The 12,589-nt window shown below is 32.1% G+C and carries 13 protein-coding genes and 3 pseudogenes; 14 read left to right on the top strand and 2 right to left on the bottom strand.

Features of this window, described 5'->3' with window-relative positions; all coding sequences use genetic code 11:
* Positions 1 to 176 precede the first annotated feature (176 nt).
* The 3 genes and pseudogenes from ABH961_RS21915 to ABH961_RS21905 all read left to right on the top strand — a co-directional run bounded on the left by ABH961_RS21915 (position 177) and on the right by ABH961_RS21905 (position 1,276).
* Positions 177 to 341: a BC1881 family protein gene (locus ABH961_RS21915; RefSeq protein WP_000827566.1), complete on the top strand. Its 165-nt coding sequence runs from the start codon at positions 177 to 179 to the stop codon at positions 339 to 341.
* A gap of 272 nt (positions 342 to 613) precedes the next feature.
* Positions 614 to 847, top strand: coding sequence for a hypothetical protein (locus tag ABH961_RS21910; protein WP_078205946.1), 234 nt, complete (start codon positions 614 to 616; stop codon positions 845 to 847).
* 194 nt (positions 848 to 1,041) lie between these two features.
* Positions 1,042 to 1,276 (top strand): annotated as a pseudogene (locus tag ABH961_RS21905) (YuzF family protein).
* A 109-nt stretch (positions 1,277 to 1,385) separates the two neighbouring features.
* Here ABH961_RS21905 and ABH961_RS21900 read toward each other — a convergent pair.
* A complete protein-coding gene (locus ABH961_RS21900) occupies positions 1,386 to 1,619 on the bottom strand; it encodes a hypothetical protein (protein WP_404519983.1) in 234 nt (77 codons plus the stop codon).
* 547 nt (positions 1,620 to 2,166) lie between these two features.
* On the opposite strand from ABH961_RS21900, the gene ABH961_RS21895 reads away from it, so the two are divergent.
* The 11 genes and pseudogenes from ABH961_RS21895 (at position 2,167) to ABH961_RS21845 (ending at position 12,290) form a co-directional block, all read left to right on the top strand.
* Positions 2,167 to 2,541, top strand: coding sequence for a GntR family transcriptional regulator (locus ABH961_RS21895; RefSeq protein ID WP_098301006.1), 375 nt, complete (start codon positions 2,167 to 2,169; stop codon positions 2,539 to 2,541).
* Between the two features lie 2 nt (positions 2,542 to 2,543).
* Positions 2,544 to 3,413: an ABC transporter ATP-binding protein gene (locus ABH961_RS21890; protein WP_098643069.1), complete on the top strand. Its 870-nt coding sequence runs from the start codon at positions 2,544 to 2,546 to the stop codon at positions 3,411 to 3,413.
* A complete protein-coding gene (locus ABH961_RS21885) occupies positions 3,406 to 4,029 on the top strand; it encodes an ABC-2 transporter permease (protein ID WP_098643070.1) in 624 nt (207 codons plus the stop codon). The genes ABH961_RS21890 and ABH961_RS21885 overlap by 8 nt, the downstream gene beginning before the upstream one ends.
* 174 nt (positions 4,030 to 4,203) lie before the next feature.
* Positions 4,204 to 5,636, top strand: a pseudogene (locus ABH961_RS21880) (IS4 family transposase).
* Between the two features lie 818 nt (positions 5,637 to 6,454).
* Positions 6,455 to 7,345, top strand: a complete 891-nt coding sequence (locus ABH961_RS21875) for an aspartyl/asparaginyl beta-hydroxylase domain-containing protein (RefSeq protein WP_404519981.1) — start codon at positions 6,455 to 6,457, stop codon at positions 7,343 to 7,345.
* Between the two features lie 94 nt (positions 7,346 to 7,439).
* Positions 7,440 to 8,351 (top strand): DMT family transporter, encoded by a 912-nt coding sequence (locus ABH961_RS21870; RefSeq protein ID WP_404519979.1) that lies wholly within the window; start codon positions 7,440 to 7,442, stop codon positions 8,349 to 8,351.
* 577 nt (positions 8,352 to 8,928) lie between these two features.
* On the top strand, positions 8,929 to 9,402 hold the full coding sequence (locus ABH961_RS21865; protein ID WP_404519977.1) for a hypothetical protein: 474 nt from the start codon (positions 8,929 to 8,931) through the stop codon (positions 9,400 to 9,402).
* Between the two features lie 1,014 nt (positions 9,403 to 10,416).
* Complete coding sequence (locus tag ABH961_RS21860) at positions 10,417 to 11,238, top strand: hypothetical protein (RefSeq protein WP_404519975.1); 822 nt, start codon at positions 10,417 to 10,419, stop codon at positions 11,236 to 11,238.
* Between the two features lie 332 nt (positions 11,239 to 11,570).
* The gene (locus tag ABH961_RS21855) at positions 11,571 to 11,741 is read left to right on the top strand and encodes a hypothetical protein (RefSeq protein ID WP_404519973.1); all 171 of its coding nucleotides are present in this window, start codon (positions 11,571 to 11,573) and stop codon (positions 11,739 to 11,741) included.
* A gap of 12 nt (positions 11,742 to 11,753) precedes the next feature.
* A pseudogene (locus ABH961_RS21850) lies at positions 11,754 to 11,963 on the top strand (PA14 domain-containing protein); the annotation flags it as partial.
* Positions 11,964 to 12,290 (top strand): binary toxin-like calcium binding domain-containing protein, encoded by a 327-nt coding sequence (locus ABH961_RS21845; RefSeq protein ID WP_404520089.1) that lies wholly within the window; start codon positions 11,964 to 11,966, stop codon positions 12,288 to 12,290.
* Between the two features lie 160 nt (positions 12,291 to 12,450).
* Here the strand turns inward: ABH961_RS21845 and ABH961_RS21840 are convergent.
* A partial coding sequence (locus ABH961_RS21840; protein WP_404520087.1) for an IS3 family transposase occupies positions 12,451 to 12,589 on the bottom strand: 139 nt, incomplete at its 5' end.

The following is a 12,589-nucleotide window of genomic DNA, read 5'->3' as shown; positions in this document are numbered from 1 at the left end:
ACTGAGACAGTGAATAGTAATTGTTTATCTTCTTTTCATAAGAGAGATACGCGAGTTGGTAACATCTAAATATATGGTCAACGATACAAATTGATGGGAGTTCTAGAACTAGAACCCATTTTTACAATTTATTTCACATAATAAGATTAAATGAAACAATAAGAAGGAGTGAAGATATGAAACGCATGCCAACGCAAGAATTAAGTAACGAGTTAAAGAAGCGGAAAGGGATTACTTCTATTAAGATTGAGCCTTATGAAAAAATTGAAGTTGGTGGAATTGTTGTAGATGGACCGGCTGTTATTTTAATTAATCAAGAATACCTAAAAATTGTTGAATGAAGAAAAGGATGATCCTTTACGAAAAGGGATGATCCTTTTTGTTTGCTGCAGCTAATATGGGATATACATAACTTTTATCTAATGTATTGGGGTTAAAAGGAAGGAGAGGGTCGGGATTATCATAGTGGTAAGCTTAATATTGGTAGGATTTCTTTTTATGTTATATAAATTAGTTGCTTAAAAAAACTAATTATTTGAACCGATAGATTGTTTTCTTTTTAAGGGCGAGATTTATTTTATAGGAAAATTGATAATTTTAAGGAGGAATTTAGATGTATGCAAGGAAACAACGCATAAAATACGAGAAGATGTCAAAGAACTATGAACGTATTTCTTTAGTTTCGTTTCTCCTATTAATTGTACTTGTTTGTAGTAGTGTGATTATCATAGGAGCTACAGGGGGGGAATATGGAGTGTTTTTGTTGGTAGCGATTTTACTTAACGCACGTATTACGAAAGAATCTCAAAAAAAGTATGAGCAGTATGCTAATAAAGGGCATATTTAAAATAATACATATTTTGAGAAGTACAACCTGAATGTACATTCAAAATATCCCTATATCATCACCTATTAACTAGCAAAAGGAACCTTATTAAAATGTTAGTTTCGTTCCTATAATGAATTATCATTCTAGCATATTTAAAAGATTTACATCATATATTAAGAGAAAGAATGTAAGTTAGAAAGGAGTCTTATAGAATGAGTTATTTAGAGGGAAATGACTTTAGTGAACAAAATATGGTAAGTGTACCGAATCCCTACGTATATCAGACATTACAATCGATAATTGGTAAACATGTGGTTATTGAAACTGTAAGAGGCAATGTAAGGGGGAGAGTTAAAGGATGTGAAACCAGATCATTTGCTTATTGAAGATACAGTACCATATATTGTACGCATTCAACAAATTGTATGGATTATGCCAAAACAATGATCAAATTACATCTAATTTGATTTATAACAAATTGGTTTCATAGACGACCAAATAAAAACACAGGGTTTTATCTCTGTGTTTCTTCAAATTTTCGTTTTTGGATATATGCTTAAGCATGAATAATTTCTTTCTGCAGTTCTTTTAATTCTTCCGTAGATCCCGTTTCAATCCTCATGTACGTAGTAACTAGACTAATCATCATATCCATCTTCTCTACTATATTTTGAATGACCTGTTCAGCTTGCTCTTTTTTAGGGTGTTGTATTGCTATTAATACATTTTCTATATAATTGTTCTTTCTTTGCTGGATATCATTAATAAACTGTTTTGTGTTTGAGTTCATTTGTTTTTCCTCCGTTTTGCATATACTTCTATTCTATCATATTTGAATAGAAGTATATTGGATCCCCCTAAATTCACATCTGTCTCGTACATCTCCTCAAATATACAAACTAATTCCTTAACGTACAGAGAACTAATCGAAATGTGTCATTTTTATGTCTAAACGTACAATTTTCTTTTTTTGATATGGTGCCCCCATCTCAATCAAGCTAAGGTTTTGAAGTACCCACTAAATGAAATTTTTCTTTCTCTATAGTTAGTTATTTTGAGAAGTCAGCTCATTTTTTTGTTTTTGGGGTGTTTACTTTTCTTAAGTTGATGGATGTGTGGTGGTATCCCATCGCTATCAAGCTAACAAGACAAAATACCCCCTAAAATGAAAAAGACGTTATTCTTTCTGAGAAATCATAGGAAAGGATAACGTCTTTTTATCAATGTGACGGTATCCTATATGAAAAATTAACATTGCCCCAAATGTATATATTGTATATATTGTGCATAGTGTGTATAATGTGTTCATAAGCATTTAGGACGCAAGGAGTTGAATCATGAGAATCTTACTATCTAATAAGTCTAAGTCTCCTATTTATCAACAAATCATTGACCAAATTATATTACAAGTATCAAATGGGACATTGAAAGAAGATGACGCATTACCTTCCATGCGTTCATTAGCTAGAGACTTGAAGGTAAGTGTTATTACTTCAAAAAGAGCATACGAAGAACTTGAAAAAGCAGGTTACATCTATTCTATAGTGGGGAAAGGCTCATTTGTTGCAAAACAAACAAAAAAGCAACAAGTTGATGAACCAAGTGATCCAATACGTGAAAAGTTCAGCATAATCGTTCGAGAGAGTAAGGCTAATCATTTATTAAAGGATGAGTTAATACAGATTATTCATCGTATTTATGAGGAGGAATAGAAATGGAAAACATTGTAGAACTGAAAAATGTTTCAAAAACATATAATGGATTTTCTTTAAAAAATGTATCGTTCAACATAAAAAAGGGGTTTGTAACGGGATTTGTTGGCGGAAATGGCGCAGGAAAAAGTACAACAATTAAACTAATTATGGATCTTATTAGCAAGGATAGTGGAGATATCAAAGTTTTTGGTAAGGATTATCAAAAGGATCAAGTTTCTATTAAAGAGCGTATTGGATTCGTATATGATGACAATATCTTTTATGAAGATATGACAGTTCATCAACTGAAAAAATTCATTGCTCCAGCTTATAAAAAATGGGATGAAAATAGCTTCCAATCCTACATACGAAACTTTGAGTTACCGACTAACATAAAAATGAAAAAAATGTCTAAAGGGATGAAAATGAAGACTTCCCTAGCGTTTGCACTTTCACACCATGCCGAATTTATTATTATGGATGAACCGACTTCTGGGCTTGACCCTGTATTTCGGAGAGAAATTTTAGACATTCTTTATGATTTAATGGTCGATCAAGATAAAACAATCTTTTTCTCTACGCACATTACAACTGATTTAGACCGTATAGCTGATTATATTGTATTTATTCATAATGGAGAAATTGTGTTCGAAAAAGATATGCATAGTATTTCTGAAGAATATGCAATTGTAAAAGGGGATACAGCTTTACTTACACCAAAAATCAGGGAACAATTGATTGGGATTCGTGAAACAAACATCGGATTTGAAGCACTTACAAGTAATGCACTCCATACACATACTCAACTAGGGAATGATTTTTTAATTGAAGAAGCGACATTAGAAGATATTATGTACTATACAAAAAAGGGGAATATTCAATATGTATAATTTAATATTAAAGGACTTTCGATTGCAAAAATTAATTATATTATTGTATTTGATTATCATATGCTTTTTTATTATGACATTTGGAAACTTTTACTTAATGGTCGTTTTACCAGTTGGCTCTTATGTGATAAATCTACATTATTATGACGCAAAGAATAATAGTCACAAGTTTATTAACAGCCTTCCTTATAGTAGAAATTCAATTATTATGTCAAAATATATAGGTACAATGATTTTTATGCTTATAGTGGTGTCATTTTCTTTATCGATTCAAGCGATAATTCAGTTTGTATCTCCGACTTATGGTCAAATTGCAACTCCACAGGAAATTGTGATTAGTATTCTTACTGCAATGTTGTTTACATCTCTCTACTTACCATTTTTCTATCGCTTTACCAATAAATATTTGATAGCTGCTGTCAGCATTATTTTTCCTGTATTTGTTGTTTTATGGAGAACAATTGAGGCATATGTAAATATTACTGACCTTGCATATGGCGTTACTACACAATTTACTATTAATCAACTCATTATACTTGTTTCAATCGTTACCATACTTATATTTATCGGTTCTTACTTCTTAACGGTGAGAATTTATAAACGCACTGATTTTTAGGAGTCTTGTTTAGCAGAAATATAGAATACCTAATGAGTAACAGTTATACAGATGTGCTCTTAAACGCTGTGGTGCTACTCAATCGTTATCAAACTAATAAAACAAAGTTCTCCCCAAAAATGAAAAAATGCGCTATTCTTTCTGTAGAATCATAGGAAAGGATGGCGGTTTTTTATGTCTATTTCTATATCCAATGAATTACAACTATTTGCTCAAGAGATTCAAAGTTTTTTATCTCCAAATACCTTACGGGATCTTGCTAGAGATGTTGGCTTTGTACAACGAACCAGTAAGTACCAAGCAAAAGATTTAGTAGCTTTATGTGTATGGTTAAGCCAAAATGTAGCTATGACTTCTTTAACTCAGTTATCTACCTATTTAGAAGCATCAACAGAAGTACTCATCAGTCCTGAGGGACTGAATCAGCGATTTAATAAGGCAGCTGTCCAACTTTTACAACACCTACTGGCCGAACTATTAAGTAAAAAATTGGCCGCATCTATGCCGATTTCTTCTCCATACACTTCTGTTTTCAAGCGTATTCGTATTTTAGATTCAACTGCATTTCAACTCCCGGATGTATTTTCATCGGTTTATCCAGGTGCAGGAGGATGCAGCCATACGGCTGGGATAAAAATTCAACTTGAGTATGATTTGTTAAGTGGACACAGTTCCTACATATTCATACAGGTCCAGGTAAACAACGTGATCGCACTTACGGCTCTCTGTGTGCCCCAACTGTGACAGCGAATGATTTATGTATCCGAGATTTAGGTTATTTTCATTTAAAAGACCTTCAATATATACAAGATAAAGAGGCCTACTATATCTCTCGTATCAAGTCGAATACACGTATTTATCAAAAAAATCCTAACCCTGATTATTTTCAAGATGGAAGAATTAAGAAAGGTACAGAGTATATACAGATAGATATGGAGACGTTAATGAGCTCCCTTCAACTAGGACAAACATGTGAAATAGCTGATGCTTATGTAGGAATGATAGATAAAGTGCCAGCTCGTGTAATTGTTCATCGATTAACAAAACAACAGCAACAAAAACGATTACAAGATCAAGCTGTAAGAGAAAAAAAGAAAGGAATGAAGTATTCTCCCCGTAGTAAACGACTCAGTGGTATCAATGTATATATGACAAACACCCCTACAGATGTTGTCCCGATGGGACAGGTACATGACTGGTATTCTTTGCGTTGGCAAATTGAAATTTTATTTAAAACGTGGAAGTCATTCTTTCAAATTCATCATTGTAAAAAGATAAAACCAGAACGATTGGAGTGCCATTTATATGGTCAGTTGATTGCCATTCTACTCTGTTCTTCTATCATGTTTCAAATGCGCCAATTGCTCCTCATGAAGAAAAAACGAGAGCTTAGTGAGTATAAAGCCATATATATGATTAAAGACTATTTTCTTCTTCTATTCCAAACTATACAAAAAAACACCCAAGAGTTATCAAAGGTGTTACTTCGCCTGTTCAATCTCCTACAGCAAAACGGGCGGAAATCTCATCGATATGAGAAAAAAACGGTCTTTGATATATTAGGTGTCGTTTACAATTGTCCCCTGTCTTATAATCAAGCCGCTTAATTCAAAAAAGTGAAACCCGCTAGGGTTTATTTCTTATGCAAATCTTTCAATCAACTACACTTGCCCTTTAGAAAAAAGAAACAATCTCATCTAAAATTGACTTTGCATAAGCTTAGCTTGATAGCGATGTGGTGGTATCCCTATTAGAGTATTACACCAAATAATTGGATAAGTATAATTAATATTTCTCATTTTTTTACAAAATTTTCAGTTAATTACCATCAAATCGCTTTGTTGCAGTGTTTTGTAGAGATGAAAAGCGAATTGAAGTCCGTTAATTCAGAATTTTCCGCGAAAAATATATAGACCTGTTGTTGTTTTTTTCATATAATTAATTTGTAGTTTTGATATTCAATTTTCTGTACATTCGCGCGAAACTGGAAATTATTTCAAAGAGCATTTCACTAAGTGAAATAAGAACTACAATACTCACTTATCATTTTATAGAAATCAGGTTATTTTTTGTATGCTTGCAAAGAACATATATTAAAAGTGATTCGAAATCTGAATGTACCGCATGTTTGTGAAACAGACAAAAATATAAAATGTAGGTATTGTGACTATGTGTCTCAATATGAATTGTATATATTTGATTTCAGGAATGTGTCAAAAACAATGAGAATGATGAGTACTCGATAGGTTATATAATGAAATGGTATGTAGGTTATATTATTTTTTAAATATAATATATATGTTATTAGTCTATGTAAATAATCTTTTAATCTTGATTCTGAAAAGAATACATAATCAGATTATTACGTCACTTATATTGCGGTTTAGTAATGTTCACATTATAATTAAAGGGGAGAATAGTTAATATGGCATCTTATATCATTGGTAAATTAGATTTAAACGAGGAATTATTAAAGAAAGATTTAGTTACAATCGCGAATTTTCCAGTTATTCCAGAAGAGTATGATGAGTTCAGTTCGGGTTATTGGATGAACAACTCTCTATGGAATGCTTCAAATGATAAAAATGATACAATGTATCGTGATTTTGATCATGCAGCACAACAAACGGAGTACGGTAAGCAGTTACCATACATTAACTCACTTCTTGAAGAACACTTCACTTTTGATAATTTAAAAATGGTTCGTACACGTAATTTAGTGGATGCAATGGTTATCCCACATAGAGATTTCGTTGAATTCTCTCATAGTACAAAGCAACGCTTTCGTGTCTTCTTAGCTTTAGAAGATAATGAAAAGGCTTTCCATTCAGATGAAGAAGCAGTATTCCGTATCAGAAAAGGCGAAATTTGGTTCCTTGATGCAGCAATTGGACATGCAGCTGCTAATTTCTCTAAAGATAGCCGCGTTTTCCTTTGCCTAGACTATGTATTTGATTGTGATTTTGATCCATCTGATATCTTCAAAAATAAAAAGACATATAATCGTGATTTAGAAAGATTTATTGTCAAACGTGATAAGTTAGATGAAACATTTGAAGAGGAATTAATTACTTCACTATCTAAAGTAATTTCAAGAATTAATTTTAGAGATGTTGTATTCTTCTTATCAAAAATTCATTTTGAAAAAGATATCCCTGTTGCGAAATGCTACGATTGGCTAGATCAAATCGCGGAAAGAAGCGGTGACAAGGAAATTGTTAAGAAAGCAAAACATTTACGTGCGTATATTATTGAGCATCGTGATTTAGGTGAGCGTTTCAGTATGGACAACTGGAAAGAAGAAGTTACTGTCTGATTTTAGAACAGGTAACGTATAGTTCCTCACATAAACAACCGATTTTATTTTGATAAAATCGGTTGTTTTACTATTTGTAATGTAGGAAAGGAGAATGGTTCGCATGGAGATATTAATTGGTATATTGTTTAGTATTTTATGGGCGTCAGGCGCTATCGCCACAAAAATTGGTCTTTTATCTTCATCCCCTTTAATGTTTGCAACAACGAGGCTTATTAGTGCTGGTCTTATCATGTTTGTCTTTACCTATTTTATCAAATCAAACAGATGGCCTAAAGGAGTAGAGTGGAGGCAGTTAGTTGTACTTGGTATATTAAATACTACTTTGTATGTAGGCTGCTGTTTCTTGTCGCTAAAGTTAGTATCATCTAGTTTATTTAACTTATTTATCACTGTAAATCCATTTGTTGTTGCTTTGTTGTCTTCTATCTTTTTAAGTAGAAAAGTAACCAAACAAGAGTGGACTGGGATGTGTATTGCGGCGCTTGGTTTATTCATTGCCGTATATCCATATCTAAAAGATACACAAGCCACTGTATCGGGCGTCATTATTCTCGCGGTTGGCATGCTATCTATGGGGATTGGGAGTGTATGTTTCACAAAATATGATATGAAGATCGATCGTCTGGTCATTAATACTTGGCAAATCATCTTTGGTAGTTTATTTGCGGTTCCTTTAAGTTTCTTATTAGATACAAATCCGTACATTCATTTAGATATGAATTTTGCTATTGGTCTATTTTGGCAAGTCGTAATGACTTCAATTGTATCTATGTTACTATGGTTTTATTTATTAAAGAAAGATCCAATAAAAGCGAACAACTATCTATTCTTAACGCCGATTTTTGGTTATTTACTAGCTTGGTTAATACTCGATGAAGATATTACAATGTACCATCTATTTGGCGCAATTTTAGTTATAGGTGGTTTGTTAATCTCAGGAACCATGAACATTAAAGCACTACTACGGTCAAAAGTAGGGAGTGAAAGACATAAATCTGTTTAAAATTGAAATAATCGGTCTCTCAATCCAACTATATACGTAGCGAATGCCCTTGATAATTTCTAATGGAGTTATCTTGGGCATTCTTTATTGTGTCTTTAGAAAAATTGTTAACTCACAGGCAATGATAACTTAATAACAAAAATATCGTATAAGTGTATAAAAATATAGGTCACGAATTATATGGCCATCTTAATTGCATAGCAATAAATTATGTAAGAAGATTTAGTATGAAGGTTACACATATTTGTTTTTGTGATTCCCATCCATTCAATTATGTTCTCCGTATGGCTATCGCACCAGAGCGCTCAAGAACTTATAAATCCGAGAATGGAAATGTTCGTCGTGTGGTGTAACGTGAATGCAGGACAAAATATCAAACGTGAGGCGCTACGATTTTTAACTGTCGGAACGACAGGGATTGTCTAATCCATTATTAGCATTCGTGGGAACGCTTTACTTAAGAATCTCCCACTTCAAACCACGTTAAGTAGGGGTAGTTCAATTTTTAATTTTTATGCCATTCTATCCAAGAATGTATTCAAAAAAGTTACATACGTTATAAAAAGGAGGGAAAATAATGAAAAAATCTTGGTTCGTTAGTTTGTTTTTTGTTACTATGCTTACAGGCTGTTTTGTAAAAGATGTAAATTTGTATCCGATATCGCAAGAAGTTATGGCTACTGTAACAAAATCCCCCCCTTTTCCGATATCATATCCTACTAAATTACCTTTTGAAGTAGATTCGATGACGATGACAGTTATAGATGAGAATGCAAAGCGTGTTTCCATTGTTTACTCAAGCAAAGAAGACCAGAAACTAATTGTTGAAATAACAAAAAGAGAAAGAGTACTTCCGCAAAAATCCTCTCAAGAGATCAATGCATTTGATAAAACCCGTCAAGCATTCGATCAGACAAAGAATGAAGTCTATCATATAGATTGGACTGAAAAGAACCTTCATTATCAGATTCATTCTGCTTCCAATGAAAAGAAGAAACAATTAACAAAAGAAGAACTTAGCGCAGTTCAAAAATCTTTTTCTGCAAAATAGGAGATTCACTTTTTTCTCGTAAACATAGGAAGAGATGATTAGATAGAAAACCTGTAAGTTTTATCCAATGTGTATCGGTTAGTAAAGGATTGTGAAAAAGTATTATATATCCACCTGTTTGGGGCATTCTATGCATTATATTTTTTCTGCCGTTTGGTTTGTATTAAAAAAATGAAAGAATGAATCCCTTCGTTTTTCGGTAGTTCGAGATCTATATATAATTGTAGGGTTACACGATACATCTATTTGTTGGTAAAATAATGTTTAATATTCATCTTATCAGGTTTTTTTCCGTATCTGTTAAAGTATCTATCTATATTTCATTGGGGTTTAACACTAACATAAGATGTATTTAAATTAGTAGTCATCTTCCATTACTTCTACTTCTTCATTTGTTTATCGTCAACATAAGATGTATTTAAATAAGTTTACAAAAAGCATTAAACTAAGCTACGAAAATGATTTTATCAATACGAGTTTTTTCTTTTCCATATTAAAATGGAAGTACCCTTTCAATGTAGACTAATCCCTTCACAAAACGTGAAGGGATTTTTTTATTTAACAAATGAGCTTGACAAAAGATACAAAATGTTAAACTTATAAAACCCAGTGATATCAGTATGTGTGCATGAAATCACTGGGTTTTTATTTGGATGTTTAATGGTGTGTTTTACAAATTATAAAAAGGTATAAACTTAGTTTTACTTTTTAAATATTATTCGCCCTAAAAAGAATGTAAACTTTTACCAGAAGTTTACTTTCAATCACAGGGTTACCGTTAACAAAGCTCAAATATCGTACGCTAAAAAATCATCATAAATTAAGTCGCCTTAGAGATGTTATTTCAGTAGCAGTCAAAAACAAAAGTCTTGAAACAAGCCATATGGGACACTCTATTGTAGACTTTCTCAATATTATATTTTAAAGCTTCTAATTATATTAGTTCTCTTTTTGGGGCTATATATTTGTACAACTCTTACTAATTACTTAATCACTATAAGGAGGAATAACTATATGTTGAAAAAATATGGGGTAAGATTGGTATTTTGCCATCACGATACACTAGACGAATTAAAAAACGAATTGAGGCATAATCCTTTTCCAATGGGTTATTTTGAATATATTATTAATACATTTGCAGAGGATGAGCGGGAAGCTAGAAGAAACATACTTGAGCATATAGACCATTATATTGATAAAAATAACTTTAGTACGTGGTTAAATGAACGTAGTTATAGTGATAAGAAAAATATATTTTTAATGATGGATAGCGTTGAAGGGAATGAAGAACAATCTTTATGGGATGTAGAGCTGAAAATTGATGGTTCTATTGTAACTAAGCAAGTATCAGCATATTCAGAGTATGACGCAATAACAGACTTTGGAATCGGAAGACTAGCTAACTCAGTTGAAATCATCCTTATTAAACCAAGTACTCAATACATAATTAAGACTGAAGATAATACTAAGGGAGATTACAAATTTGCGGTAACTTTTAATATTAATAATCAAGATAATGAAACGTGTCGGGTTAATTACTTTTCAAGTGTAGCTCCAACAGAAGAAGAATTACAAGCTATTCAGGGAAAAGCACTATCGGCAATAATAAGACCAAGTTGGCAGAACATAAAAGTAGTTGAAACAAAGATCCAGGAGTCTTCTTATGATGTTGTAATTAAATCGAATGAAACTAAGAAGACTTATCAAATCAGGACTCCAAAGACAGATGTATATGCCTGTATTTTGGGTATTATCGAGTTAGCAAAAGAAAACAATCCAAATATGGATTATACAAAGTTAGAATTTTTAGGTTTAAATATGGAAGATAATCAATAAAAATGGAAAATGAAATTATAGTTTAATGACAATTTACTTATTGATTCATATAAAAATCATGATGCATGTAAGAATATTAAACCAGGAGATGTGATTTTATTTAGAAGTAACTAAAGGATATGATATTAAACTAAATTTCTCTTATTATTGTATAGCCGTTATTTCCTGTTGCAGAATCCTTATTGTTTAAAGGGTTCTTTTTTTTGTTCCAAAAGATATACTTGTAAAAATATTAGGTCACCGTTTAATGCAAAGGAGATAACCACATTTTATTGAATATAATATTGAATCATTTAAATTTATATTAAGAGATACACTAGGAGGAAAATTAAATGTCGCTAATCGGTTATTATTTTAATGATAAGAACTTTCGTGAACTTGCTTTCATAACTCTGATGGATAGTGGAGAGACAAAATTGATGAAAAAAGATATTCAGCACCTTTTAGTTGAGGAAAAACAAACTGTTCAGTCAGTTAGATGGTTAGGTTACATTCAATCATAGAAAACAGATAGATATCTCTTTTCTACATCTGATGATAGTCAGGTTATTGTTCAAATCGATGAAGAAATCATTATAAACCAGTCATCTATGGTTCACCCTCTTCATTTAGACAAAGATAAAACATATCAAATACGGATTGAATATCGCCCAGAACAGTCAAATCCATCAGATATAGTGACCGATTTTCAATTATATTGGTCTTGTATAGATATTGATGAAAAAATGGTTATACAATCTAAGAATTTATTACTTCCTAATTGTTCTCGAAGAAATAAAAATAAAATAGCAAGTCCCTTACTTCCTCAAACAAGTTTATTTGATTCTCAATTAATAGATGATGACATTTTAGATGAGGATGATGATGGTATTCCTGATGATTGGGAGATAAATGGCTATACAGTTGACAGAAATTTCGTAGTAAAATGGGATGATTCTTTTGCAGAGAAAGGATACAGAAAATATTTATCCGATCCATCTCGTGCTAGTACAACAGCTGATCCCTACACCGATTTGGAAAGGGTACTGGATTTACACACACGGAATTTCTAAATCGATTCTTCTTTTTTGTCCGTAAAGGTCCACTTTTTAGAATGTGTTTAATAGTTGTAAATTAAAAATGAGTTTTACAAAACTAAGAAAATGCTAAACCCATAAAAACCCGTTGTATCATGTGAAGTGAACCCCGAAAACGGGACACCAATCAAAACACTTAAACCACTTGTTCCCTAAATTCTTTAGGGGATAGGTGGTTTGATTTTTCTTGAATTCGCACACAATTGTAGTAATGAATGTATTCTAGCACAATCTTTCGCACAGTTGTGTTGGATACTTTTGTTATCTTTTGTGAA

Origin of the sequence: Bacillus sp. RC251 (assembly GCF_044908765.1) — a bacterium.
Classification (GTDB): Bacteria; Bacillota; Bacilli; order Bacillales; family Bacillaceae_G; genus Bacillus_A; species Bacillus_A wiedmannii.
The sequence above is the reverse complement of the archived record's forward strand: the minus strand, read 5'-3'. Positions and strand labels throughout refer to the sequence as shown.

Excerpts from the sequence above, each read along its gene's own strand:
- ABH961_RS21885 (WP_098643070.1), top strand. The coding sequence starts at position 3,406 with ATGTATAATTTAATATTAAAGGACTTTCGATTGCAAAAATTAATTATA.
- ABH961_RS21900 (WP_404519983.1), bottom strand. The coding sequence starts at position 1,619 with ATGAACTCAAACACAAAACAGTTTATTAATGATATCCAGCAAAGAAAG.
- ABH961_RS21875 (WP_404519981.1), top strand. The coding sequence starts at position 6,455 with ATGGCATCTTATATCATTGGTAAATTAGATTTAAACGAGGAATTATTA.
- ABH961_RS21890 (WP_098643069.1), top strand. The coding sequence starts at position 2,544 with ATGGAAAACATTGTAGAACTGAAAAATGTTTCAAAAACATATAATGGA.
- ABH961_RS21910 (WP_078205946.1), top strand. The coding sequence starts at position 614 with ATGTATGCAAGGAAACAACGCATAAAATACGAGAAGATGTCAAAGAAC.
- ABH961_RS21845 (WP_404520089.1), top strand. The coding sequence starts at position 11,964 with ATGGTTATACAATCTAAGAATTTATTACTTCCTAATTGTTCTCGAAGA.
- ABH961_RS21865 (WP_404519977.1), top strand. The coding sequence starts at position 8,929 with ATGAAAAAATCTTGGTTCGTTAGTTTGTTTTTTGTTACTATGCTTACA.
- ABH961_RS21895 (WP_098301006.1), top strand. The coding sequence starts at position 2,167 with ATGAGAATCTTACTATCTAATAAGTCTAAGTCTCCTATTTATCAACAA.
- ABH961_RS21915 (WP_000827566.1), top strand. The coding sequence starts at position 177 with ATGAAACGCATGCCAACGCAAGAATTAAGTAACGAGTTAAAGAAGCGG.
- ABH961_RS21870 (WP_404519979.1), top strand. The coding sequence starts at position 7,440 with ATGGTTCGCATGGAGATATTAATTGGTATATTGTTTAGTATTTTATGG.
- ABH961_RS21860 (WP_404519975.1), top strand. The coding sequence starts at position 10,417 with ATGTTGAAAAAATATGGGGTAAGATTGGTATTTTGCCATCACGATACA.
- ABH961_RS21855 (WP_404519973.1), top strand. The coding sequence starts at position 11,571 with ATGTCGCTAATCGGTTATTATTTTAATGATAAGAACTTTCGTGAACTT.